A 22,562-nucleotide genomic window follows, 5' to 3' on the forward strand; every position below is an offset into this window, starting at 1 on the left:
ATTTAGCGGCCCGCTGGTCACAGACCTGTCAGCACATCGCGAACCTGTGGCGGCAGGGAGCTAAACCACTCAGCTTCCCCGCCGGGCTCGGGCAAGAGCTGGCCGTATTCGGTCATGTTCGCACCGGGGATCTCATTGACGTAGACCCAGAGGTGGGCCGCCGGTATTCCCAGTGTCTCGGCGCCCCTGGCGGTGAGCTGTTTTAATAGCCCGGTTTTCTGCTGTTCGGTGCGCCCGGAACGGATATCCGCCCGGATCCAGACGTGGTCCTGAGAAACTTCCCGGCCGGCGAGGAATAACTCACCGGGTGCAAGATCGTTGAAGATCACCTGAACCAGATAGCGCGGGGCGGACGTGACTTCGTGGTGGAGGTCGGTGATCAGCTCAGCGAGTTTCGGGCGCTGCCCCGGGCCGATTGTCCCGGCGGTGGATAAGACGGTGTAGGTCGGCATGAACCTCAATCTACCTACCCAGCACAAAAGCGGCACCCGCATCTAGTATCAGGTGCCGCTTCAGGCGTATTTTAACCCCACTTGAACTGCGGCGCAGCACCTCAACAGTGCACTGTCGTAAAACGAAGAGACAGCCACATCGATCCAAAGACACCAGCAGCATCCGTGTCAGGTCATCCAACACAGAGTCGGCAGCAGGCGTTTGGTTTCCTTCTTTCATTTTCCTCGGTTATACCTCTATATATAGGGCCACCTCGAGATGGCCCTGGAAACACCGCAGTACACCCGTACTGCGAGCAGCACGTCAGCTGCCGGTAAGAAGTTTCCGCCCGTCCTCGCGTAGCTCCCCCGTCGGGGAGACATGCCGGTAGAGCGTCTGCCGGGTGATCTCCAGTTCTTTGCACAGTGCTGCCACACTGGTTTCCGGTTGACCCATCGCCGCCATGGCCAGGCGTACCTTGGCTGGGGTCATCTTGAACGGTCGCCCACCCTTACGTCCCCGGGCCCTCGCTGATTCCAGGCCCGCTTTCGTGCGTTCAGAGATGAGCTCGCGTTCGAACTCGGCCAATGCGGCGAAGATCCCGAAGACCAGCTTGCCCTGGGCTGAGGTCGTGTCGATCGCCGCCCCCTGACCGGTGAGCACCTTCAGGCCGACCTCGCGGGCGGTGAGATCGTGGACGATGTTGACCAGGTGGCGCAGGTTCCGGCCCAGCCGATCCAACTTCCACACCAACAACGTGTCCCCCGGGCGCAGCGCTTTGAGACAGGCGTCGAGATGCGGGCGGTCCTCCTGTTTGCCCGACGCCCTGTCCTCATAGAGATGGCCCGGATCCACCCCGGCCGCAATGAGGGCGTCACGTTGCAGATCGGTGGTCTGCGACCCGTCCGACTTCGAGACCCGCATATAACCAATCAACGCCATCATGAACTCCTGTCACTTATACGATCGTTTACGTGACAAGGGGGGCGATTGCCGTTCCCACAGGCGAAGAAATGCCCGGCCTGTCACTTAACACGTTATTTATTCTAGGTTACGTCAACGGTCGTTAAGACCACTAAAGTGACATTGAGATCGCCCTATCTTTTCCTATCATTATTGATACTGATATCATTGGGGTATGGCCACCTCCTCCGCGCTTCTCCACCCTGTTCGCCTCCGCATCGTCCAGACACTGCTCGCCACCGACGGATCCACCACCCGCCAGCTCCACGACCGACTCCCTGATGTTCCCATCGCAACCCTTTACCGACACATCGCCCATCTCGTCGACCACGGCCTCATTGAAGTGGTGGAGGAACGACCAGTCAGAGGCACAAGCGAAAAGACCTACAAGGTGGCCGAAGAACTCACCAACCCCACGGCAGACGAACTAGCCTCATTGACCCCCGAAGAGATCCTGGCGGCGTTCACTGTGTTCGCCTCCGGGGTGATCCGCGATTTCGGGGACTATCTTGACCAGGGTGTGCCCGATCTGGCCAAAGATCAGGTGAGCTTCGCGCAGGCGGATTTCTGGGCGACCGATACCGAAGTCGAGGTCTTTTCGCAGGCGGTTATGACAGCGCTTCGCCCCCTGATGGCCAACACCGCCGGCCATAACCGGCGCCGCCGCGCACTGACGACCATCATGATTCCCCGCCCAGTCGAAAGGACGACACCATGACCCCAGAAGGCAGCGAACATATCACCGCCCGGGCCGACGATATGATCGCAGGATACGACGACACCGCAGTCCTGGGCCCCCTCCAGCTCCGACTCCACCCAGGCATCACCGCCCTGCTGGGGCGCAATGGGTCGGGCAAGACCACCCTCATGCGCACCCTCTGCGGCATCATCCCCCCACTGTCAGGACGCTGCATCGTGCTGGGTGAACAGGTGGTGGACGGGGCCGCGGTACGGTCCCGGGTCGGTTATCTCGGACATAAATCCGCCCTGTCTTCCGGGCTCAGTGTCGCGCAGAACCTGTCGTTCTGGCGCACGATCAACGCCAGCCATCCGCAGATACCCCTGATAGCAGAGGCGGAGTTGATCGGACGTTTCGATCTTGAACCGATCCTCGACAAACGCGTGTCCGCGCTCAGCCGCGGGCAGCGTCAACGCGTGGATCTCGCACGATTGGCGATGACAGATCCAGAGTTTGTGGTGCTCGACGAGCCCCTCACGGGCCTCGACCCGGTCTATGCCGCTGAGACCCGCGCACTCCTGCACGAGTGGGGCACAACCCGGACGGTGCTCTACTCCACCCACAGTGTCCCGGAGGCGCTGGAACTCGCCTCCCGTTTCCTCATCGTCGATGGACGTGACGTGCTGACACTGGGCAGCGACGGCACTGCCATCACCGAGACGCAGATCCTGCAGTCACTAGGAGCATCATCATGACCCGAGCCACCACCGCCACACCTCATCAGGTTCAGGCGTTCGCGAAGCGGGCGTGGATCCAGCAGGGCGGCATGACACTCTGGCTTTCCGCACTGGTCGGAGCCGGCATCGGGATACTTGCCCTCCTCGGAGCCGGCAACGTCGACATGATGCCCGGCATGGAGACCATGATCCCGAACCAGGCACTCCACCTCGCCACCGTCCGCAACAGCCTGGGAGAGGTCCAGCCGATCGCCTCCTACCTGCTGATCATGACACCGGTCCTGCTGGGCGCCCTGGTCGGAATCGTCGCGACACTGACCCTCCCGGGAGTCGTCGCCGATGACATCCACGGCGGCGGCATCGAAGTCCTTTTGGCCGGGCCGATCCCACGCCGTCGCCTCTTCCAGTCCTACCTGGGCGCCAGCCTCATCCTCACCACCGCCTCCTGGGCCATGGCAGCCACCGGATTCACCACCGCAACCATTCTCGTGGCGCTGACCACGGGCATATCCGTATCAGTGACCTTCCCATTCGTGGCCGCACTACTCATCCTCCCCCTGTCGCTGGGCATCTGGTCGGCAACCGCCACCCTGTTCGGGGCACTACTGTATCCACGCAGCCTGGAATCGCGGGCAGGGATGAACGGCGGACCCATCCGACTCCTCGCGATCGCACCGTCCCTGTTGACAGCCCCCTGCCTCATGCTCCTGCACGAATGGGCACTGCCCGTCCTCGCCCTCATTTTCTCCACCACCGTGGCCGCCAGTGCGCTCATCGTCTACCTCACCGCCCGCGGATTTCGCAGCGCCCGGGTTCTCGATTCCTGAACCGCCCACACCCACCCCACACCAGCACACCCCCACCAGATGCCACTACGCAGTGGGGCAGCAACCATCACCGCCCAGGTAGCCCCCTCTCAGGCAGTGTGGTGAGTCAACGTGATCAGACCGTTTCGGACTCCCCGACCCACCATCATCGCGCACGGAGGCTTACCCCACGGGCACCCTAGCCCTCCGGGGTGAACAGATCCTCAATGGCACAGTCGAAGACACCGGCGAGACGAAACGCCAGGGGCAGCGCGGGATCAAAACGCCCCTTCTCAATGGAGATGACCGTCTGCCTGGACACCCCCAGCAGCTCCGCGAGTCTGACCTGCGACCAGCCCCGCTGTAGGCGGCGTTGCGCCACACTGTTGCGCACCGCTTACCCCGCCCGTCGGGCAACCAGGTAACGGATACCCACATCCACACTCAACAGCACCCACAGGGCCATGAGCACGGTATCGGCAGCCACCTCCACCCCGGTCAGCGCGATCGTCCCGGCCCCCAGCCCGATCATCGCGAACCCGTCCATGAGCGCACCTGAGGCAGCCTGATCCCACCACCGGGACTCCACCGACTCCTCCGGCCGATCCACCGCCCCACTGATACTGGAACGGTCCACCATGATCCCCCAGCCCAGGGCCACCCCCACCGGCAGGACCACCGCCGCGGTGACCACCGCGAGCAGGCCAGGCTCCGGCGAGGAGCTGACCATCAACGCCAAGCCGGCCATCACCGCAGACACCACCACGCCGATGCCCACCGCCGGCCCCCACAAGCCCATCCCGCGGCGGCCCTTTTTCGTCGCTCCCCACGCGGTGCGACCACTGCTGCTGGTCATGGCGATTCCTTCCGGTCACGGCAGGCCCCGTGCGGTACCTGTCCCCTTCACGGTATGTAAAACACACTTTACTGTCAAGGACATTTGACACCACCGGTGTTACGCCCGCACCCGCGGCTGAGACCGGGGCGATCACCCGTCCCGGTGGCGCACCGCCCGGGTCGCCACCACCAGGCCCAGCTGCGTGCGTTCACGCACGAGCCCCGCCGCAGGAACGAACTGCCCCGCAGCCAACAACGTATCCACCTCGGCACCGAGGGGGGGTGTCCCCCGAGTTGAAGGCATAGGGTACCTGTCCTCCCACGGTGGAACACCGGCGGGTGAAGTACCTCAATAACGTGCTCGAAGGAGACCACGGGCGGTTGAAAAGGATCCTGGGCCCCAAAGGCGCTTTCAAGAACAGGACTTCTGCGTACCGGACATTGAAGGGGATGGAGGCGATGCACTCATTGAGGAAGGGGCAGGGGACGATGTTCGCCTACGGGCATCCAAATCCGGATGCGGTGATCGTCAACCGGGTCTTTGAGAGGGCCTGAGAACGCCAGCTGCAGCGAGCATCAGTGGATGAAAGACGGAGTCTTCGCAGCTCTCCTTCTGACTTTGCAACAGCACCCCGCGTCCTCACGGCTCGAGCGTGGTGGTCAGGCCCAGGAACTCCTCGGCGTAGGAGACCTGCTTTTTCAGCTTCTCGTACCGGGCACGGGCCTCATCCCGGATCGCGGCCAGCGTCGCCCGCGCATGCTCCCGCTGTACCTGCGCCCCCTCGTCGTCAGGATGGGTGCCCGTCGTGGCGATGATGTCGGCGGCGGTGAGGAAATCCCGCATCTGCTCCAGCGTGAACCCCAACGGCTTCATCCGCCTGACCAGCAGAATCCGACGCACATCATCCTCGCTGTAGAGCCGGAAACCCCCGGGAGTGCGTCCCGACGGAGTCACCAGACCCAGGTGGTCATAGTGACGCAACGTCGGCACCGACAACCCGGTCCGTTCGGTGACCTCACCGATTTTCAACCCGCTGGTATCCACTGCCCGCTCCTTCATCCGTTGTGATCTCCGCCATAGAGACCGCCGCCCGCGTTGCCCCTCGCGCCCACCTGCGGTTAGGGTAGCCACCGACCCTAACCCTCAAGCTACTAGAGGGTTAGATTTCTTTCGGGCCCACGCCCCTTCCATCTCCCACCATCTACTGAGATCGGATATTGATGACTGAAACTACCACGGTGCCAGCCGGCACCGCCCCGACCCCGGAGGGCACCAACGCCCCCACCGGGGTGGTGGCATCCTTCCGCTACGCCTTTTCCTCGCCCACCCGCATCCGCACCGAGGTCCTCGCCGGCCTGGCGGTGGCACTGGCCCTGATCCCGGAGGCCATCGCGTTTTCCATCCTCGCCGGTGTGGATCCGGCCGTGGGCCTGTTCTCCTCGGTGGTCATGGCTATCGTCATCGCCTTCACCGGTGGACGCCCGGCGATGATCACCGGTGCGACCGGGGCAATTGCCCTGGTCATCGCGCCGGTGGCCCGGGACCACGGGCTTGACTACTTCATCGCCACCGTCCTGCTCGGTGGTGTCATGCAGATCGTGCTCGCTGCCCTGGGAGTGGCGAAACTCCAGCGTTTCATCCCCCGGTCGGTGATGCTCGGCTTCGTCAACGCCCTGGGCATCATGATCTTCACCGCCCAGCTCGAGCACCTGATCGATGTGCCCTGGCTGGTCTACCCGCTGGTGGCCGCCGGCATTGCCATCATGATCTTCTGGCCGAAGGTCACCGGTGTTATCCCCGCACCCCTGATCACCATCATCGTGCTCACCGGCCTGGTCATCGCCACCACCCTGGCGGTGCCGACTGTCTCGGACATGGGCCAGATGCCGCAGTCCCTGCCGGACCTGTTCATCCCCGATGTGCCGCTGAACCTGGAGACCCTGCAGATCATCGCTCCGTACGCTCTGGCCCTGGCGATCGTCGGTCTGATGGAGTCGCTGATGACCGCCAAGCTCGTCGACGACATCACCGACGTCCACTCCGATAAAACCCGCGAGTCCTGGGGACTGGGCGTGGCCAACGTCGCCTCCGGTTTCTTCGGCGGCATGGGCGGGTGCGCCATGATCGGCCAGACGATGATCAACGTCCGCGAGTCCAAGGCCCGGACCCGTCTGTCGACCCTGCTGTCGGGTGTGTTCCTGCTCATCCTCGTTCTCGCCCTGGGCGATATCGTCGGCATGATCCCCATGGCCGCCCTCGTGGCGATCATGATCATGGTTGCCATCGGCACCGTCGACTGGCACTCCGTGCACCCGCGCACCCTCAAGCTCATGCCGGTCTCCGAGACCATCGTCATGGCCGTGACCATCATCGCCACCCTGGCCACCCACAACCTGGCCATCGGTGTCGTCCTCGGCGTGGTCACCGCAATGATCATGTTCGCCCGCCGGGTCGCCCACCTGGTGCGCATCGAGATGGTCCGCGAACTCGACGTCGACCACGACGGCCAGATCGACATCCGCACCTACCGGGTGCACGGCCAGCTGTTTTGGGCCTCGAGCAATGACCTGGTCTACCAGTTCGACTACAACGACACCGCCGACCACATCATCATCGACATGATGATGGCCGAAATCTGGGACGCCTCCACCGTGGCCACCCTGGATGCGATCACCCAGAAATTCCAGGACAAGGGCAAAACCGTCGAGATCATCGGCCTCGACGGGCCCAGTGAACGCCGCCTGGAGCAGCTGTCCGGCCGCCTCGGCACCGGCCACTGACCACCACCCACCACGACTCTCCACCAGCCCCGGGGGCTGCGGCCCCACCGGGCTGCAGCCCCCCCCCTTTTTTTCTTCTACCCCCGATAAGGACTGCTCTAGTGTCTCCTCCCACCCGCACGCCTTCGGTCATGATCGTCCTGGGACTGGCCGTGACCGTGATCACCTCCGCGGTGGCCATGTGGCAGGCCGCCACCGGTTTCCTCATCGACCTGGCCGTGTTCCAGGACGCCGGCAAGGCGCTGCTGGCCGGCGATGACCTCTACTCCGAACACTTCCCCACCCGCTCAGGACTGCGTTTTATCTACCCGCCGTTTGCCGCCGTGCTGTTTACCCCCCTGGTGCTTGGGGGCCAAGCGGTGGTGCAGGTGCTGTGGACCTTAGCGACGATCCTGGCGATCGGGGCGATCCTGGCGATGGTGGCCACCCGTCTGCACCTGGCCCGCCCCCACCTGATCGCCGCCGCCCTGACCGGTGTGGCCCTGCTGTTTGAGCCGATCCGCTCCAACCTCGGCTTCGGCCAGATCAACATCTTCCTCTTCCTCCTGATCACCGCCGACGTCCTGGGCTTTACCCCCCGCCGGTTCCGCGGCGTGCTGCTGGGCGTGGCCGCCGGCATCAAGATCACCCCGGCCGCCTTCGGCGTCCTCTTCCTCGTCCGCGGTGACTGGGCCGCACTCGCCCGCTCCGTTGCCACCGTCGCGGCGACCATCCTCATCGGGTTGATGGTGCGGACGCAGGAATCGGTGTACTTCTGGACCCACGAATTCTTCGTCACCGACCGGGGTGGGTCCGCCGACTTCATCCGTAACCAGGCGGTCAGCGGGTGGCTGGCCCGGGCCGGGGTCACCGACCCCGCCCTCAGCATCGCCACGATGGCACTGTTTATCCTCGCCGCTGCCGTGGCGATCTGGGGTGCCTGGCGCCTGACCCGCCGTCACCGCCCGGTCGAAGCCTTCGCCCTGGTCAGCCTCGCGGTGTTCGTCGCTTCCCCGGTGGCGGTGACCCACCACTGGTCCGGGGTCATCATCGCACTGCCACTCCTGCTCGCCACCCGCCCACCCCTGCTGCGGGCCAGCCTCGTGGCACTCATTCTCGCCCACCTGATCGGTGTCCACCAGTACGCCGACCTGACTGCGCACACCGGCTGGACAGCGGCCGGGCACTGGCTGCTGGGCATCACCCAGGGTGTCACCGGCCTGCTGGTCATGGTGGTCCTGCTCGCCCTGCCCCGGCCACCTGCTATCCCGCGCCATAGCTCCCCGGCCGAGCTCGTGTCAGTGGCCCGGTAACCACCACCCACACAGGGCAAAGGGCAGTGTTCCCCTCGCCCCGAAACGACCGACGACGGGTCGGACAGAAGCTACCGCAGGGTGGGGTGATCGTCAGGGTGCGGCAAGCTCGTCGAGCTGGGTAAGGAAGTCCTCGGAGCGGGCCACCTGACAACGCATCTCTTCCAGACGCAGACACGCCTGCCGGCGAAACGAGGCAAGGACCTCCCGGGCACGCCCTGCGCCTCCACCGCCGGCAGATGCGGCCAACGTATCCAGTGCCCGGAGAAACTCCCGAATGTCATCGAGGGCAAAGCCCAGGGACTTCATCTGGTCGACCAGCAGCAGGCGGTCGATATCTGCCTGGCTGTAGAGGCGGAACCCGCCCGGCGTGTGCCCGGACGGGGTGATGACCCCCACCTCGTCGTAATGGCGCAGAGCACGGATCGACAGCCCCGTCTGCGCGGCGACCTCACCGACCTTGCTGCCCTCCGTCTGCGCCATGACCCCTCCTTTCGCGGCCACCTCCGGGCCGACCGTACGGAAACATCCCGAATCTAACACTGCAGTAGGTTTAGGTTCAACGGTGGTTCGTGGTGCAGCCTCCGCTACTTCCTGCCCGTCACACCCGCCCCGGGAATGTGGACACCCCATCTGTGTGACTGACCGTGGCCTGAGGCCAAAATCCCCCCCCAGGGAGGCATATCGCGTGAAATGCGCAGGCCGAACACCTATCAGGCGTCAAGTCTTGGGAAGTGGCGCTTCTCCCTTTCGGCAAAACAGAAAGCCGGAGAGCTTGGGCCTGACCCCCCTTTAGTGGACACGCTGGAACTGGTCCAGACTGGACCGGAGAAAGCAGAGACACTATGCCGAAAAACACTTACTCCGATGAATTCAAAGCCGACGCGGTCCGGCTCTACGAGACCACCGAGGGAGCCTCGTATTCCTCGATCTCGGAAGACCTCGGGATCGCCCGCGGCACGCTGAAGACCTGGGTCCACAAGGCCCGTCGGGACCGAGGGCAGATTCCCTCGACGTCCCCCGCTGGTGCCGACCAGGGGCTGGACCCCGAGGATGAGCTGGTCCGCCTGCGGTCAGAGGTCCAACGCCTGAAAGCCGAAACAGCGAAGCTGACGACCGAGCGCGACATCCTGCGCAAGGCGGCCAAATATTTCGCGGGAGAGACGACCTGGTGAGCCGCTTCCAGTTCGCCTGCGACCACCACACCACCCACGGGGTGAAGCGGTTGTGCCAGGTACTCGGCCTGAACCGGTCGAGCTTCTACAGATGGCGGGCCGGACGCGACGCCCGCGCCGCCCGCCGAGACGCCGACAAAGCGCTGGTTAAGCGCATGCGCGAGTACCACCAGGAATTCGACGGCACCATCGGAGTCAGGAGAATGACCATCGAACTCAATGAGAAAGCAGATCAGCCGATCAACCACAAACGCGTGGAACGGCTGATGCGCACCCACAACATCGTCGGTGTGAACCTACGTAAACCGAAGAAGACCACGGTCAAGGAGGTGCTGTTGCAAACTCAGGGTGCTGATGGTGTGAGGGTGGAATAATCAGGTTCATGGGTATCTTCTCGGGTCGTCATTTCCCTCGCGAAGTCATCCTGTGGGCGGTGCGGTGGTACTGCCGCTACGGCGTGAGCTACCGCGACCTCGAGGAGATGATGACCGAGCGTGGCGTGCCGGTTGATCACACAACGATCTACCGGTGGGTACAGAAATATGCCCCCGAGCTGGACAAGCAAACGCGGTGGCACCGGCAGGTGCCCGACTGGCAGGCCAGGTCCTGGCGGGTGGACGAGACCTATATCCGGGTCGGCGGAAAGTGGTGCTACCTCTATCGGGCAATCACCGCCGGGGGCCAGACCTTGGACTTTTACCTCTCCCCGAAGCGCAACGTCGCGGCCGCGAAGCGTTTCCTGGCCAAGACCCTGCGGTCAAACGCCTCAGCCGGGTACCCGCGGGTGATCAGCACTGACAAAGCGCCAGCCCTGGCCAAGGCGATTGCCGAGCTGAAGTTGGAGGGGGTCTGTCCTCCTACGGTGGAGCACCGCCAGGTGAAATACCTCAATAACGTGCTGGAAGGTGACCACGGGCGACTGAAAAGGATCCTGGGGCCGAAAGGTGCATTTAAGAACAGGACGTCTGCGTACCGAACGCTCAAGGGTATGGAGGCGATGCACTCATTACGGAAGGGCCAGGGGACGATGTTCGCCTATGGGCAGACGAATCCGGATGCGGTGATCGTCAGCCGGGTCTTCGAGACGGTCTGACAACACAGACGCATAACGCTGATCGCACGATAAAAATGGAGCCTTCTTGGCTCACGCCCCGAGTTTGCAACACCACCATTGCCGATCCGTCCTCACTGCTAGCTACATCAGCAAGGAACGCACTGATTGACACCGCCCGCATTTCACCTTCGCTTAACACTCCATCCGCCGGAGTTTTCGCATTTGTCGCACCCTTGACAGTAAACGCAATGCTACTAACGCCCTTGTCAACCTTGCCAGCGGTGATGTCAATCTGGAGCCGACGATCCTCAGAAAGATCGGGATCCTCAAGACTCCGAAGATTGTGGCGGAACTCGTCAGCTACCATCTGAACGTAATCCACGCATACAGCTCGGGACTTAGCTGACAACGCTTTGGTTCGACACTGATTCAACACGTTCTCATAGAGCGAGACGTGGACTTTTCGGTTGTGGAGCGCTTTGATCTCGGGCAAGCCGCTGGCCAATCTGGACCGATCGGTGAGGTTCTGAAGCTTAACCTGCAGTTCTGCCAAGTTAACCCCGCCGGCGCTCTCTGCCTGAATAGCAGAGACCTTGTCGTTATAAAGGGCGGCTGCTCTATCCATTTCATCAGCTACTTTGACGAGTCTGTCTGCCACGGTAAGACCAGGCATCAAACTGCTGTCCGTACTGCTAGACGACGTTCCGCTTATGAAAGGAGCGATGGCGGCTTCGAAAGTTTCGGGGGAACTGACTGGTTTTTTCACCTCATCTAAGAGTCCTCTCACGATTTTGAGATCATCCCGTAGCTGAGCAACGTAGCTGCCGTTATCGATTTCGAGCACCTTGAGAAGGGCGTCATCAATATTCTCTGAGTTGGCTGCGGCCTGGATTCCCGTAATAATTTGTTCGACCCTCGTGTTGAGGTCCGCCTTTTCAGCCGCGAGGTCTTGCGCAAATGCTTCATTAAACCGTTGCAGTCGCGCATGAGTTTCGGTGGACATCGGCTGATGACACAGCACACACCGCGGAATGTCTTCGGAGGGAAAAGTGCGCTCCGGGTAGGCGTCGTTTTCTGCGTAGTTTTTGACGGCTGTCCACATTGCCTTCCAACGGTCACTGTGAACTCCTGGGACTTCTTCGCCTGTGAAGTCATGCCCGACTTGGGCAGCCTCATCTTGTTCAATCTCCCGCACCCGGTTCCGGCTCGCACTTAAGGTGGCTATCTGCTCCCGATTGACCTGTTGCGCAAGGCTCTCTATCCTCCGCGCTTGGGTTGTACGCTGCACCGCATGATGTTGTGCCTGGGCAAGACGAGCTTCCTGGCTACTGGTCTTGAGGTGACTAATTTCCCCGGGTAAGGATTCAAGATCGGCTTGCTCTTCTTCGGATAACACTGCCAAGGTTTGTGCAGCAAGGTAGCCTTCTCGCTGGCCCAGCAATGACAGTGCGCTCTTAACTTCTGCGTCCATCGCTTCGAAGGTGATACTTGGCTGAGGGAGGGCAATGAGAGCAGACTTTCGACGTCGCACTTCCCCTGCTACCGCGTCGTATGTTCCAATAAGGTCAGTTAACAGATCTAATCCCTCGGGGGCAACCGTGAGTTCCGTTCCCTTTCGAGAAACATGAGCGGCTGCTGTCTTGCTGTCATAAACGGCGACGCGGGGCAGGTTGATGTCTTCACTGTCATCCGTCAGCGTCCATTCATGAAGATGGTCGGCGTCTCCCATCTTGTAGCTAATCTGTGCTCTCGGATCCGCAGCTTCTGGACGAAAAACATTACCCGTGACGGTTTCCGGGTATTTAGAGTGACAAGAGCGCTTCAAGATACGGGTGTAGCCGCTTTTGCCCACCCCGTTCAACCCGAAGACAATGTTCAATCCCTGGGGGTTGAGATCAATGGCAGCGTCTGGCCGCATCCGGTTCACACCGTGGATATGCCTGACTTGCGTCAGCCTGACTCCGGGATTCTCCGAAGACTTACTCGGTACATGCACTTCTGCAAGGGGTACAACGTCCGGAAGGTCGAACTTCGTCTCATCATCAATGAGATGATCTTCTTTGGATAGAGCGGCTGCAAAAGCGAGGTCTACTAATTCCTTAATTTCCGTCGATAGCAGCACCGGCGATTCGGCATGCCGACGGAGGGCATCCCGCTGCCAAGGTTCTAACTTCTTGGAATATTCCAGCAATTCCTCGTAGATGCTGCCCATCACCAGCTACCTCCTCGCATCGTTTCGCCTAAAAGCATTGTACGGAAGCTTCAGAGCGCTACCGTCAACCAATGTGGAAAGTCGCACCTGTGACGCTGACACGTGAAGATTTGGGGTACACCCCAACGGGTGTCAGAGTCAGAAGGCGTTGGCGCAGATCGGTCCTAGCGACCAGGGGTGTGACGGCGACTTCTGAACACCATCCGGTCAGTACTCGTGGGCACTAAGCTGAAAATGTCAGAAGTCCCGGGCACAAGGAGACGGGGATGGACAGTAGCCACACGGATATCGCTGCAACACCACACCTGGCCATGTCCGACTCTGACTGGGAACGGGCTCGAACACAGGCACGGGTGATCGCCCAGTTGGCTGAGTACGACAAGGTCGGAGTAGTCGCTGCTGACGCGGCCGCCGAGGAGCTGGGGGTGTCCCGGCGACAGATATACCGGCTCATCCAGCGCCACCGCGCGGGTTCGGGGTTGGTGACTGATCTGCTCAGCGGACAGTCACATGGGGGTCGGGGCCGGAACCGGTTGCCCGACGCCGTGGAAGACATTGTCCGGGAGACGATCCGGAAGCGTTTCCTGTCCCGACAAAAACCCAGCATGAGTGCTGTTTACCGGGAGATCGTGCGCCTGTGCGCCAGACAGGGACTGCCGGCCCCATCACGTAATACGGTCATTGCCCGCATCAAACGTATGGATCCGGCCCAGACCGGTCGACGACGAGAGGGCCCGGACGGTGTACGCGCCCTGCAGGCGGCAGGCGGGCAGCCACCGCCGGTCGAAGAGATCCTGGAGCAGGTCCAGATCGATCACACCGTCATTGATGTGATCGTCGTCGATGACCGGGAACGCCAACCTATCGGCCGGCCGTATCTCACTGTGGCCATAGACGTGTTCAGTCGCTGCATTCTCGGGACGGTGGTGACCTTGGAGCCGCCCTCGGCGGTGTCGGTCGGTCTGTGTCTGGCTCACGCTGTGCGGGATAAACGCCCCTGGCTGGAACACCTCGGACTTGAGATCAGCTGGCCGATGAGCGGGAAGCCGAAAGCCCTGTACGTGGACAATGCCCGCGAGTTCACAAGCGAGGCCCTGACTCGTGGATGCGAGCAGCACGGGATTGAGCTGGGGTACCGGCCGCCCGGGCAGCCGCATTATGGCGGGATCATTGAACGTGTCATCGGCACCGCGATGAGCCAGATCCACGATGAGTTACCGGGGACGACGTTTTCCAATCCCGTTCAGCGAGGCTCCTACGACTCCGAGAAGAAGTCCGCACTGACGATGGAGGAGCTGGAGAAATGGTTGGTCCTGGCGGTGGCGACTTATCACGGCACGGCGCATCGCACCTTGGGCCAGACCCCAGCCGGGCGGTGGGATGAGGGGGCGGCGAAAGCCGGACGGCCCGTGACCACGACTCGCCCGACGGCGTTTTTGGTGGATTTCTTGCCGGTGTTTCGCAGGTCGTTGACTCGTACTGGGTTCGTGGTCGATCATGTGGGCTATTTCTCGAATGCGCTGAAACCGTGGATCAGTCGGCGCAAGGATCTGGACCGGTTCATCATCCGGCGGGACCCGCGGGATATCAGCCGGATCTGGGTGCTCGAGCCCGACGGGGACGCCTATCTCGAGGTGCCGTATCGAACCTTGTCGAATCCGGCTGTGAGTGTTTGGGAGCACCGCCAGGCGCTGGCCCGGTTGCGGGAACGCGGCCAGGCTCAGGTCGATGAGCTGGCGTTATTCCAGATGATCGAGCAGATGCGGCGGATTTCCGAGACCGCGGAGAAGACCACTAAGCGCCTCAGGCGGGAGCAGCAACGCCGGGCGTCCGCGACCACGGCGACTCGGCCAGCGCGGCAGAACACACCACTGGAGATCCCCAATGATGCGGATGTGGTAGCTACACCAGCGCAACCATTCGAAGAGATGGAGCAATGGTGAGTACCGCCCACCACCATCCGCTGGACCTGGCGCACCTGCATCCGGACGTGCACGCATCTGCTGGGTTACCGGCGGCTGAGCGTATTAGCCGGATCCGGGCAGACCGGTGGATCGGATATCCGAAAGCGGTGGAAGCCGTTGACCGGCTCGAGACCCTGTTGGCCTGGCCGCGCAAACAGCGGATGCCGAACCTTCTGCTGGTGGGACCAACGAACAACGGCAAGTCCATGATCATCGAGCAGTTCCGCCGCCGACACCTGCCCGTCACCGAAGCGGACCGGGAACATATCCCGGTGGTCAGTATGCAGATGCCCTCGGAGCCGTCACCGCTGCGGTTTTACACCGCGATCCTCACGGCACTGGGAGCACCGGTGGGTCCGCGGCGACGACTCGTGGACCTGGAGCAGTTGGTGCTGCGCCTTCTGCGTGAGGTGGGGGCGAAAATTCTGATCATCGACGAGCTGCACAACATCCTCGCCGGTCGCGGTGACACACGGCGGGAGTTTCTCAATCTCCTCCGGTTTCTTGGCAATGAGCTGCGCATCCCCATCGTCGGGGTCGGCACCCGGGAGGCGTATCTGGCGGTGCGCTCGGATGATCAGCTGGAAAACCGGTTCGAGCCGTTCATCCTTCCCGCATGGGAGGCCGGGGAGCAGACCCGTTCGTTGTTGGCCAGTTTCGCGGCGTCGTTCCCGCTGCGCCGGCGCTCAGTGCTCGATACCGAAGACATGATGACCTATCTTCTCGCCCGCAGTGAGGGCACCATCGGGGAATTAGCGCACCTGTTGACCTTGGCTGCCGTAGCCGCGGTGGACAGCGGGGTCGAGGCCATCAACCAAAAGACGCTGGCGATGACAGACTACGTCGGGCCCACGCAGCGTCGTCGACTCTTTGAGCGCGAACTGTTGTGACGGTGCGCTGGCCGCTACACCCGGCCCCCGTCGACGGGGAGGCGTTGACCTCCTGGCTGCGCCGGATCGCACGCCAGTACGACCTCTCGGAGAATGACCTTGTCGTGGACCTCGGGTATGTCCCCGACCGCACGGTACAGCTGGATGTCGCTGCCCCGGACGGTGTCGTCGACCAACTGGCACTGCGAACCGGAGTATCCAGAGATCGGATCCAGATGATGAGCCTGAGCGGTTACACCCCGTGGCTCATCGATGATCTCGCACCTGTTCCAGATGGTTTTTCCACCTACACGCGCCAACTGGCGGTTCTGCTTCCCGCAGGTAGGCGACGTGATCGGACGGCGGCCTCGTGGCGGGCATGGACATCGTCTCCGGGTAGTCAACGCCAGCGGCTGTGCCCACAGTGCGTGGCCGAGGCCGCGGTACCCCGGCCTTACCTGTTGGCGTGGTCGTGGCCGCTGTTGCTGACCTGCCCGCTCCATCACTGCTTCTTGGAATCGCATGAGGGTGCTCGCGGTTACTACTTCTGGATGGGGGCGAGACCGCCGCAACCGCGTCCACTCCCGGACGATCACCCGGTGTCAGTCATGGATGAGCGGACCTGGCAGGCGCTGACCATAGGTTATGTAGATTTGCCGCGTCGTCGTGTGCACGCCGGCATCTGGTTTCGACTGTTGAGAACGATCATTGATGAGCTCGGCGCCACCCGCAGTGAATGTGGTGCGGCCCAGTGCCTGATTCAGGCAGTGTGGGAGCACCTTGATTATCCCTTCCGGGCAGGACAGAGATCTTGGCGGCCCTATGAACGGCTGAGTTTTATCCAGCAACAGCACACTCTTCAGGCCGCAGCAGCTGTCATGCACCTGCTCGAGACCGGTGTCCTTACCGGACGTGGGCCAGATGCGGTGTTGTTCCTCCCGGAACCGGAGACCTTTGTGCCTCCAGGTCGTCTGGTGCGAAAGAAACCCCCGGTGAAGCAGGAGCCTTCGGCCGCCGAATTAATGCAGAAAGCTTATGACAGTCTCGACGCGATGATCGACAAGGCACGATACGACCCGGTGACCGCCCAACACTTTCTCGAGTTAATGACGTATCCCCCAGGTGACGAGGACTCTCGCCAGCATGTCCGCAATTCGCTGACTCATCTCGGCATCCCGCTCGAATTCCTGGCACCCTAGCGTGGTCGAATCCCTGCGACAGCGGCTTTTTCACAACTTCATGGGCGGTTCAGTTGATGCCGGTGAGGAAACCTGAAGAGGCCCTGGGGCGCCCGGGATGAGCTTATTAAAGGCCGAAGGCGCCGCCGCTGACGAGGATGAAGATACCCAGGCCGATCAGGACGAGCGGGAACAGCACATGCTCCCAGCGTTCGAGAACCTCCGCGATGGGTGGACGGGTGGCCACGAACTTCGCCAACAGGACCAGGCCCGCCACCAGGATCAGGAAGACGATGCAGTAGATGATGACGGTGGCGGTATCCACGTTGAGAAAAACCGGGACATAGACGCCGATATTGTCGCCACCGTTGGCGAACGTCACCCCGGCGACGGTCAAGATACCTACGTTCTTTCCGCTGACTGTCGCGTCGTCATCGTCGTCATCATCTCCCCGCCAGGCCTGCCAGGCCGCCCACAATCCCAGTGCCAGGGGGATCAGCCCGAAGTAGGGAATCGCCTCGGTGGGCAGGAAGGCATCCGCCCCTATGGTGACCAGGACTGAGGCTGCGAGAATACCCGCGAAACCAAGGTACTGACCAGCCAGAATCCGAAGCGTGGTCCCCGCTTGGCCGGCCCCGCGGGCAAAGAACAGCGAGAGCACGATGATGTCATCGATATTGGTGGCGATGAATAAGCCGATCGCCGACAGTTGGCCGGTTACCATTACGCGCCTGCCTGTCCGGTGGCGCAACCGGATACGTCACAGGGTGCTGTTGCAAACTTCAGGCGGAGAGCCGTGACGACCCAGTCTTCATCCTCTTTCGAGGGTGCTGTTGCAAAGTTGGGGCAGTAGAAAGACCGGCGTGAAATAATCAGAGCCATGGGCATCTTCTCCGGTCGGCATTTCCCCCGTGACATCATCCTGTGGGCGGTGCGGTGGTACTGCCGCTACGGGGTGAGCTACCGCGATCTCGAAGAGATGATGACTGAACGTGGTGTGCCAGTCGATCACACCACCATCTACCGCTGGGTCCAGAAATACGCCCCTGAGCTGGATAAGCAGACTCGCTGGTACCGGCAGGTTCCTGACTGGCAGGCCAGTTCCTGGCGGGTGGATGAGACCTACATCCGGGTCGGCGGCACGTGGTGCTATCTCTACCGGGCTATTACCGCGGGTGGGCAGACCCTGGACTTTTATCTCTCTCCGAAGCGCAATGTCGCGGCGGCCAAGCGTTTCCTGGCCAAGACGCTGCGATCGAATACGACAGCCGGGTCCCCGCGGGTCATCAACACCGACAAGGCACCAGCTCTGGCCAAGGCAATATCCGAGCTGAAGGCGGAGGGAATCTGCCCTCAGACGGTGGAGCACCGGCAGGTGAAATACCTGAACAACGTTATCGAGGGAGATCATGGCCGACTTAAAAGAATCCTGGGGCCGAAGGGAGCGTTCAAAAACCGAATTTCCGCCTACCGGACGTTGAAAGGGATGGAAGCGATGCATTCATTACGGAAAGGCCAGGGCACGATGTTTGCCTACGGGCACCCGAACCCAGACGCGGTGATCGTCAGCCGGATATTCGAGACAGCTTAAGCACCCCGGAGCAAGGACAACTAATGTCTTGAGGTTGGGCTTTTCGACCCTGGCCCAACTTTGCAACAGCGTCGGATGAAGACTGGGTCGTCACGGCTCTCCGCCTGAAGTTTGCAACAGCACCAGTGGGTGGTCATGGGAGCGCACCTTTCTTGCGATGTTCTGGAAATCAGGGTCAGAGTTCTGCATCATTGAGCGCAAGCCGCAAGTTATATGGATTCCTCGTCCCTTCGATGCCAGGCAAACCAGGCGACCACACAGAAGGCTGCGAGCATGACGAGGTCAGCGATGAACGCAACTGGGACAGATCGAGATATCCGCGCAACCGGGAACGCAGCCGCCGCAAATACCAACGACACAGCGCTCCAGCGGGGCGTGAGCCCGGTCCACCAATGCATTGCGCCCAAGGACAAAAGCGCGACCGGAAAGAGCGGTCCGGCCAGAATCAGCACAATAGCCACCGGGAGTGGGTAGATGTCGAAAGTAGCTAGCGAGCGAAACTCGGTGATACCGAACACACTCTCAAACACGCCTTGCAGCCCGAACGCGACGGTGCCGAACATGCCGATCAGCACCAGAAGCATCCATAGCCCCGACAGAAGGGGAAACCGGGGGCGGAGGGCGTTGTATTCCCCAATGAGTCCGTACACCCAGGGCACGGCGGCTATGGCAATGAGAAGCCCGCCGGTCACTCCATAGTGTCCGTCGATCCAGAAGAGCGGTGACAGGGCGAACAGCAAGGGTCCGATAATCAGACCAAGGCTTTCCAAACGGCGTACCACCATGCCCAAAGAGTAACACTGCCAAAGCTCTGGCGCTTAGCCCGGATCTTTCACGGGTCTTGTCGTCCAGTTCTCGGCGTGGGGATGCCCGACCGTAGGGTCGGCTGAGTCCCGGCGGGTGCTGGGCCAGGGAACCGAGGGGTCCAAGTTCATCTCGTGGGCGGGGCGTGAAGGACTGCAGTGACACAAGCGCGGGGCCGGACAGGTCCAGGATCAGACTGACTGTCTGATCCTGGACAAACCGTGCTCCAACAACTCACGGTGCGGTGCAGCGGCATCACACCGCAGGATGACCTGCCGGGCGTGACGGACCACAACAGCAGCGATCGACAACATCCGCGCCCGTAGAGTCTTCGGCTCCCATACCCACCACCGCGACCGCTGGCGGGCAGCATCACCATCGGCAGCGGTGATCAACCCGGCCCAGGTGATCAGGCTCAGACTCAGCACCGCCACGTGACACCACACCTGATTCATCCGGAAGCCTTCGTGCGGGAGTTTCCCCAACCCACAGTCCTTGAGATCCTTAGATCCGTTGCTCACACCGACCTCGTGCCCGGTGGAGGACATCCAACCTGTTGGCATGCCCGGGCTGGTTGGTGACAAAGGCCTGCACACGGTGGCCGTCCACGTCGGTGATGCGCAGCTGCGCACCAGAGGCAGGATGCTCCACGCGGATGATGATCCGCATATCGTCGGGATATTTGTTCAAGTCGGTGCCAAGCGGTTGCCCTGCCCAGGAGCGCATCCGACTGGTGATGTCGGCAACGTAGGCGTCTGCGGGATCACTGACCGAACCGTCTGGGCGGATGATGCCCTGCTTGACGGCCTCGCCAAGGCTGGAGGCTATGTCCCCGATCTGCCAGGTCACGGGAAATCCGATGGAATACGCCAGGCCCAGGGCGTCGAGGTGGCCCAGGAAGGCCTGGGACCCACCGGCAGCATCAGTCCGGATGAGCAGACGCGTGCCCCACTGGTGTCCGTCGGCGTGATCCGGAAGAGCGCGCAGTGCCTGGTCGAGGACTTCTGTGTGATCAGCTGCAGTGTTGGAGCCGGCGTTGCCGGGGCGTAGGAGCACGGCGAGTGGTTCCCCGGTCAGTCCCTCACCGTGGTCGACGATCGCGGCCAGGGGGTGAAATCCGAAGTGTTTCTTCCACGTCGGGGTCGCATGCTCCTTATCCGAGTGGGAGAGGACTTCCGTGGCGTCCAGGTCCACCACCAGAGGATTGGTGGTGGTCGCGCGGGCTGCGGGATTCGCCGCACCGCAGGAGGCCCATGCTGTGGTGCGTGCTGTGTTCATCCCGGCCAGGACCGCTATGGTGCCGACGCCATCGGCTTTCTCGTCATGGTGGGCGAGTTCTTTGTGCCGGCGGTGCACCGTGGAGTCCGACGGGATCTGGTCGATCAGACCGGTGGCCACCTGCGGAGAAAGAAGTTCCACATCGCCTGCATCGTCGCCGCCGAGAGCGAGTGCCAGGGCGAGGGTGGTCATGGTGTGGCCGGTGGTGTGGACCAGGTTCGGGTTCTGCCGGTGACCCAGTTCGGTGTCGATCGCGTCCGCGACGGAAACCTGATCGGCGGTGGTGACCAGGAGCATGAGTCCGGCGTTGGAACACAACTGGGACGTGGTGGGGGTACCGATGTGGAAACTGGTAGTCTTCACCCTGAAGGTGATCCTTTCGACCTGGTGTTATGGAGCTTAAGCAACTACCAAAGTACCTGGTCAAGGGTCACTTTCTTTATCTCTTCGGTGGGTGTCCGGCTACTTCCCGTGAAAAACCCGGGCTAAGGCTGGGGCTTTGTCGGTGCTGATCACCCGGGGAACCCGGCCGACACGGTTGCCCGCAGGGTCTTGGCCAGGAAACGCTTCGCCGCCGCTACGTTGCGCTTCGGGGAGAGGTAAAAGTCCAGGGTATGCCCGCCCGCGGTGATGGCCCGATAGAGGTAGCACCACTTTCCCCCGGACCCGGATATAGGTCTCATCCACCCGCCAGGAACTGGCCTGCCAATCCGGGACTTGTCGGTACCAGCGAGTCTGCTTATCCAGCTCAGGAGCATATTTCTGGACCCACCGGTAGATGGTGCTGTGATCGACCGGTACGCCACGCTCGGTCATCATCTCTTCCAGATCGCGGTAGCTCACCCCGTAGCGGCAGTACCACCGCACCGCCCACAGAATGACCTCGCGAGGGAAATGACGACCGGAGAAGATGCCCATGGCTCTGATTATTTCACGCCGGTCTTCCTGTCGCCCGAACTTTGCAACAGCACCGCCCCGAGGACCTGGAGAAAGCCCGCCAACGGGTGGCCGCCGGCGAATCCAAGGTCGCCATCGCCAAAGACCTCGGCGTTGGCAGAGCCACCCTCTACCGAGCGCTGGCCGAATAGGTCGGTTCTGTGGCCTGCGGTCATGTATTCGATGGTTTCCTCGGGAATGTCCGAGGTTCCTGATACTTTTTGATTAACAGCTTATATGCAGCGGAAACTCAGAAAGGCATCACCATGATTCGAACCACCTTGATTGCAGCTACAGGTGTGAGTCTCGTTCTTGCCCTCACTGCCTGCAGTAATAGCGAGGACACCGCCACCGGAACTATCACACAGCAGCCCCCTGCCTCGGAAGAGGTCACCACTGAAGCGGCTGCTCCTCAAAACGGTGAAGTCGGTAATCCCATCAGTATCGCGACTCTTCCTGGCAATGACGTTACCCTCACGATTACCGAGATCACGGTGGGTGAGGAATGCCGTTACGGAACCAACGACTACGGCGGAGAGTCTGATCTGGAATTCGGCAAGCTGGCCCCAGGACAGCAGTATCTCCAGATTTGGGCGGATGTCGAGGTTACCGCTCTCGACAATCCCCAGACCACTAACGACTGGATCATGCTCCGAGATCCAGACATTATCGATGCCGAGGGGTATACCCAGTCCGTGGAGATGTCGGTGGACTGCCGATCCTCAGATGAAGGGCACGAGTCTTGGTCTTCCACCGTTGATCTGGGCGACAAGATGCGTGTCTACGAAGCCTTCGTTATCCCGGGGGCAGTGCAGAAGGTCCGTGTTCATGACATCCCTTTTGAGATCGAATAATAGAAGGGGTCTAGACCCTCTTATTTACCTGCTGTCTTCATAAAAGCCCAGTACGGTGGAGGTTTACAGGAAGATAGTCGTCAACGCTGGCGCTTGGTGCAGGCTGAACAGCGCACCTGG

The 22,562-nt window shown here is 61.6% G+C and carries 26 protein-coding genes and 4 pseudogenes; 16 read left to right on the forward strand and 14 right to left on the reverse strand.

Annotated features, from left to right (window positions below; genetic code table 11):
• Positions 1-17: 17 nt before the first annotated feature.
• Together CATRI_RS10480 and CATRI_RS10485 are read right to left on the reverse strand one after the other, a co-directional pair.
• Positions 18-452, reverse strand: coding sequence for a tautomerase family protein (locus tag CATRI_RS10480; protein WP_080791599.1), 435 nt, complete (start codon positions 450-452; stop codon positions 18-20).
• Positions 453-756: 304 nt separating this feature from the next.
• On the reverse strand, positions 757-1,374 hold the full coding sequence (locus CATRI_RS10485) for a recombinase family protein (RefSeq protein WP_290221117.1): 618 nt from the start codon (positions 1,372-1,374) through the stop codon (positions 757-759).
• Positions 1,375-1,570: 196 nt separating this feature from the next.
• Between CATRI_RS10485 and CATRI_RS10490 the strand changes: the two genes are divergently transcribed.
• From CATRI_RS10490 to CATRI_RS10500, 3 genes are read left to right on the forward strand one after another with little or no spacing between them, the layout of a single operon-like run.
• Positions 1,571-2,113, forward strand: a complete 543-nt coding sequence (locus CATRI_RS10490) for a helix-turn-helix domain-containing protein (RefSeq protein ID WP_290217373.1) — start codon at positions 1,571-1,573, stop codon at positions 2,111-2,113.
• A complete protein-coding gene (locus CATRI_RS10495) occupies positions 2,110-2,829 on the forward strand; it encodes an ATP-binding cassette domain-containing protein (RefSeq protein WP_290217375.1) in 720 nt (239 codons plus the stop codon). Before CATRI_RS10490 ends, CATRI_RS10495 begins: the two co-directional genes overlap by 4 nt.
• Positions 2,826-3,638 (forward strand): hypothetical protein, encoded by an 813-nt coding sequence (locus CATRI_RS10500; RefSeq protein WP_290217377.1) that lies wholly within the window; start codon positions 2,826-2,828, stop codon positions 3,636-3,638. The genes CATRI_RS10495 and CATRI_RS10500 overlap by 4 nt, the downstream gene beginning before the upstream one ends.
• A gap of 178 nt (positions 3,639-3,816) precedes the next feature.
• Here the strand turns inward: CATRI_RS10500 and CATRI_RS10505 are convergent, their stop codons facing one another.
• The 3 genes from CATRI_RS10505 to CATRI_RS10515 form a co-directional block, all read right to left on the reverse strand.
• Positions 3,817-4,011, reverse strand: coding sequence for a helix-turn-helix transcriptional regulator (locus tag CATRI_RS10505; protein WP_034666368.1), 195 nt, complete (start codon positions 4,009-4,011; stop codon positions 3,817-3,819).
• Positions 4,012-4,014: 3 nt separating this feature from the next.
• Positions 4,015-4,473, reverse strand: coding sequence for a hypothetical protein (locus CATRI_RS10510; RefSeq protein ID WP_290217383.1), 459 nt, complete (start codon positions 4,471-4,473; stop codon positions 4,015-4,017).
• A 132-nt stretch (positions 4,474-4,605) separates the two neighbouring features.
• Positions 4,606-4,758: a hypothetical protein gene (locus tag CATRI_RS10515; protein WP_290217384.1), complete on the reverse strand. Its 153-nt coding sequence runs from the start codon at positions 4,756-4,758 to the stop codon at positions 4,606-4,608.
• A 2-nt stretch (positions 4,759-4,760) separates the two neighbouring features.
• Here CATRI_RS10515 and CATRI_RS10520 point away from each other — a divergent pair.
• Positions 4,761-5,009, forward strand: a pseudogene (locus tag CATRI_RS10520) (DDE-type integrase/transposase/recombinase); the annotation flags it as partial.
• 85 nt (positions 5,010-5,094) lie between these two features.
• On the opposite strand, the gene CATRI_RS10525 reads toward CATRI_RS10520, so the two are convergent.
• Positions 5,095-5,499, reverse strand: a complete 405-nt coding sequence (locus CATRI_RS10525; RefSeq protein WP_290217386.1) for a MerR family transcriptional regulator — start codon at positions 5,497-5,499, stop codon at positions 5,095-5,097.
• Between the two features lie 176 nt (positions 5,500-5,675).
• Here CATRI_RS10525 and CATRI_RS10530 point away from each other — a divergent pair, with 176 nt between their 5' ends.
• Both CATRI_RS10530 and CATRI_RS10535 read left to right on the forward strand, forming a co-directional pair.
• A complete protein-coding gene (locus CATRI_RS10530) occupies positions 5,676-7,235 on the forward strand; it encodes a SulP family inorganic anion transporter (RefSeq protein WP_290217388.1) in 1,560 nt (519 codons plus the stop codon).
• Between the two features lie 101 nt (positions 7,236-7,336).
• Positions 7,337-8,527 carry a glycosyltransferase 87 family protein gene (locus CATRI_RS10535; RefSeq protein WP_290217390.1) on the forward strand — a complete coding sequence of 397 codons (1,191 nt, stop codon included), beginning with the start codon at positions 7,337-7,339 and terminating at the stop codon, positions 8,525-8,527.
• A 93-nt stretch (positions 8,528-8,620) separates the two neighbouring features.
• On the opposite strand, the gene CATRI_RS10540 is transcribed toward CATRI_RS10535, so the two are convergent.
• The gene (locus CATRI_RS10540) at positions 8,621-9,031 is read right to left on the reverse strand and encodes a MerR family transcriptional regulator (protein ID WP_435384165.1); all 411 of its coding nucleotides are present in this window, start codon (positions 9,029-9,031) and stop codon (positions 8,621-8,623) included.
• Positions 9,032-9,372: 341 nt separating this feature from the next.
• Between CATRI_RS10540 and CATRI_RS10545 the strand changes: the two genes are divergently transcribed.
• The 3 genes from CATRI_RS10545 to CATRI_RS10555 are packed head-to-tail and all read left to right on the forward strand — an operon-like array spanning position 9,373 to position 10,795.
• Positions 9,373-9,702 carry a transposase gene (locus CATRI_RS10545; protein WP_042621996.1) on the forward strand — a complete coding sequence of 110 codons (330 nt, stop codon included), beginning with the start codon at positions 9,373-9,375 and terminating at the stop codon, positions 9,700-9,702.
• Positions 9,699-10,076 (forward strand): IS3 family transposase, encoded by a 378-nt coding sequence (locus tag CATRI_RS10550; protein ID WP_290217394.1) that lies wholly within the window; start codon positions 9,699-9,701, stop codon positions 10,074-10,076. Before CATRI_RS10545 ends, CATRI_RS10550 begins: the two co-directional genes overlap by 4 nt.
• 8 nt (positions 10,077-10,084) lie before the next feature.
• Positions 10,085-10,795: an IS6 family transposase gene (locus CATRI_RS10555; protein ID WP_099299370.1), complete on the forward strand. Its 711-nt coding sequence runs from the start codon at positions 10,085-10,087 to the stop codon at positions 10,793-10,795.
• Here the strand turns inward: CATRI_RS10555 and CATRI_RS10560 are convergent.
• A complete protein-coding gene (locus tag CATRI_RS10560; RefSeq protein WP_290217397.1) occupies positions 10,770-12,968 on the reverse strand; it encodes an AAA family ATPase in 2,199 nt (732 codons plus the stop codon). The genes CATRI_RS10555 and CATRI_RS10560 overlap by 26 nt on opposite strands.
• Before the next feature lie 311 nt (positions 12,969-13,279).
• On the opposite strand from CATRI_RS10560, the pseudogene CATRI_RS13630 reads away from it, so the two are divergent.
• From CATRI_RS13630 to CATRI_RS10575, 5 genes and pseudogenes are all read left to right on the forward strand, one after another.
• Positions 13,280-13,711, forward strand: a pseudogene (locus tag CATRI_RS13630) (helix-turn-helix domain-containing protein); the annotation flags it as partial.
• A 123-nt stretch (positions 13,712-13,834) separates the two neighbouring features.
• Positions 13,835-14,131 (forward strand): annotated as a pseudogene (locus CATRI_RS13655) (integrase catalytic domain-containing protein); the annotation flags it as partial.
• Between the two features lie 123 nt (positions 14,132-14,254).
• On the forward strand, positions 14,255-14,911 hold the full coding sequence (locus tag CATRI_RS13635; RefSeq protein WP_435384205.1) for a Mu transposase C-terminal domain-containing protein: 657 nt from the start codon (positions 14,255-14,257) through the stop codon (positions 14,909-14,911).
• Complete coding sequence (locus tag CATRI_RS10570; RefSeq protein ID WP_290217401.1) at positions 14,905-15,822, forward strand: TniB family NTP-binding protein; 918 nt, start codon at positions 14,905-14,907, stop codon at positions 15,820-15,822. The genes CATRI_RS13635 and CATRI_RS10570 overlap by 7 nt, the downstream gene beginning before the upstream one ends.
• Before the next feature lie 2 nt (positions 15,823-15,824).
• Entirely contained in the window at positions 15,825-17,000 is a 1,176-nt protein-coding gene (locus CATRI_RS10575; protein WP_290217403.1) for a TniQ family protein, read from the forward strand.
• A gap of 106 nt (positions 17,001-17,106) precedes the next feature.
• Here CATRI_RS10575 and CATRI_RS10580 read toward each other — a convergent pair whose 3' ends face one another.
• Positions 17,107-17,703, reverse strand: coding sequence for a cadmium resistance transporter (locus CATRI_RS10580; RefSeq protein WP_290217405.1), 597 nt, complete (start codon positions 17,701-17,703; stop codon positions 17,107-17,109).
• A gap of 156 nt (positions 17,704-17,859) precedes the next feature.
• Here CATRI_RS10580 and CATRI_RS10585 point away from each other — a divergent pair, with 156 nt between their 5' ends.
• Positions 17,860-18,570, forward strand: coding sequence for an IS6 family transposase (locus CATRI_RS10585; RefSeq protein ID WP_290217406.1), 711 nt, complete (start codon positions 17,860-17,862; stop codon positions 18,568-18,570).
• Positions 18,571-18,779: 209 nt separating this feature from the next.
• Here the strand turns inward: CATRI_RS10585 and CATRI_RS10590 are convergent, their stop codons facing one another.
• The 5 genes and pseudogenes from CATRI_RS10590 to CATRI_RS13640 form a co-directional block, all read right to left on the reverse strand.
• Positions 18,780-19,355 (reverse strand): hypothetical protein, encoded by a 576-nt coding sequence (locus CATRI_RS10590; RefSeq protein ID WP_047253612.1) that lies wholly within the window; start codon positions 19,353-19,355, stop codon positions 18,780-18,782.
• Positions 19,356-19,565: 210 nt separating this feature from the next.
• On the reverse strand, positions 19,566-19,895 hold the full coding sequence (locus CATRI_RS10595) for a transposase (RefSeq protein ID WP_290217410.1): 330 nt from the start codon (positions 19,893-19,895) through the stop codon (positions 19,566-19,568).
• A complete protein-coding gene (locus CATRI_RS10600; RefSeq protein WP_290217412.1) occupies positions 19,879-21,015 on the reverse strand; it encodes an IS1380 family transposase in 1,137 nt (378 codons plus the stop codon). Before CATRI_RS10600 ends, CATRI_RS10595 begins: the two co-directional genes overlap by 17 nt.
• Positions 21,016-21,132: 117 nt before the next feature.
• Positions 21,133-21,570: pseudogene (locus tag CATRI_RS10605) on the reverse strand (IS6 family transposase); the annotation flags it as partial.
• Positions 21,571-21,578: 8 nt separating this feature from the next.
• Positions 21,579-21,764, reverse strand: a complete 186-nt coding sequence (locus tag CATRI_RS13640; protein ID WP_435384166.1) for a hypothetical protein — start codon at positions 21,762-21,764, stop codon at positions 21,579-21,581.
• A 90-nt stretch (positions 21,765-21,854) separates the two neighbouring features.
• Here CATRI_RS13640 and CATRI_RS10615 point away from each other — a divergent pair, with 90 nt between their 5' ends.
• A complete protein-coding gene (locus CATRI_RS10615; protein WP_290217414.1) occupies positions 21,855-22,442 on the forward strand; it encodes a hypothetical protein in 588 nt (195 codons plus the stop codon).
• The last annotated feature ends 120 nt before the right edge of the window (positions 22,443-22,562 follow it).

Source organism: Corynebacterium atrinae, from assembly GCF_030408455.1.
GTDB lineage: Bacteria > Actinomycetota > Actinomycetes > Mycobacteriales > Mycobacteriaceae > Corynebacterium > Corynebacterium atrinae.

Excerpts from the sequence above, each read along its gene's own strand:
- CATRI_RS10480 (WP_080791599.1), bottom strand. The coding sequence starts at position 452 with ATGCCGACCTACACCGTCTTATCCACCGCCGGGACAATCGGCCCGGGG.
- CATRI_RS10485 (WP_290221117.1), bottom strand. The coding sequence starts at position 1,374 with ATGGCGTTGATTGGTTATATGCGGGTCTCGAAGTCGGACGGGTCGCAG.
- CATRI_RS10490 (WP_290217373.1), top strand. The coding sequence starts at position 1,571 with ATGGCCACCTCCTCCGCGCTTCTCCACCCTGTTCGCCTCCGCATCGTC.
- CATRI_RS10495 (WP_290217375.1), top strand. The coding sequence starts at position 2,110 with ATGACCCCAGAAGGCAGCGAACATATCACCGCCCGGGCCGACGATATG.
- CATRI_RS10500 (WP_290217377.1), top strand. The coding sequence starts at position 2,826 with ATGACCCGAGCCACCACCGCCACACCTCATCAGGTTCAGGCGTTCGCG.
- CATRI_RS10510 (WP_290217383.1), bottom strand. The coding sequence starts at position 4,473 with ATGACCAGCAGCAGTGGTCGCACCGCGTGGGGAGCGACGAAAAAGGGC.
- CATRI_RS10515 (WP_290217384.1), bottom strand. The coding sequence starts at position 4,758 with ATGCCTTCAACTCGGGGGACACCCCCCCTCGGTGCCGAGGTGGATACG.
- CATRI_RS10530 (WP_290217388.1), top strand. The coding sequence starts at position 5,676 with ATGACTGAAACTACCACGGTGCCAGCCGGCACCGCCCCGACCCCGGAG.
- CATRI_RS10545 (WP_042621996.1), top strand. The coding sequence starts at position 9,373 with ATGCCGAAAAACACTTACTCCGATGAATTCAAAGCCGACGCGGTCCGG.
- CATRI_RS10555 (WP_099299370.1), top strand. The coding sequence starts at position 10,085 with ATGGGTATCTTCTCGGGTCGTCATTTCCCTCGCGAAGTCATCCTGTGG.
- CATRI_RS10560 (WP_290217397.1), bottom strand. The coding sequence starts at position 12,968 with ATGGGCAGCATCTACGAGGAATTGCTGGAATATTCCAAGAAGTTAGAA.
- CATRI_RS13635 (WP_435384205.1), top strand. The coding sequence starts at position 14,255 with ATGGAGGAGCTGGAGAAATGGTTGGTCCTGGCGGTGGCGACTTATCAC.
- CATRI_RS10570 (WP_290217401.1), top strand. The coding sequence starts at position 14,905 with ATGGTGAGTACCGCCCACCACCATCCGCTGGACCTGGCGCACCTGCAT.
- CATRI_RS10580 (WP_290217405.1), bottom strand. The coding sequence starts at position 17,703 with ATGGTAACCGGCCAACTGTCGGCGATCGGCTTATTCATCGCCACCAAT.
- CATRI_RS10585 (WP_290217406.1), top strand. The coding sequence starts at position 17,860 with ATGGGCATCTTCTCCGGTCGGCATTTCCCCCGTGACATCATCCTGTGG.
- CATRI_RS10590 (WP_047253612.1), bottom strand. The coding sequence starts at position 19,355 with ATGGTGGTACGCCGTTTGGAAAGCCTTGGTCTGATTATCGGACCCTTG.
- CATRI_RS13640 (WP_435384166.1), bottom strand. The coding sequence starts at position 21,764 with ATGACCGCAGGCCACAGAACCGACCTATTCGGCCAGCGCTCGGTAGAG.
- CATRI_RS10615 (WP_290217414.1), top strand. The coding sequence starts at position 21,855 with ATGATTCGAACCACCTTGATTGCAGCTACAGGTGTGAGTCTCGTTCTT.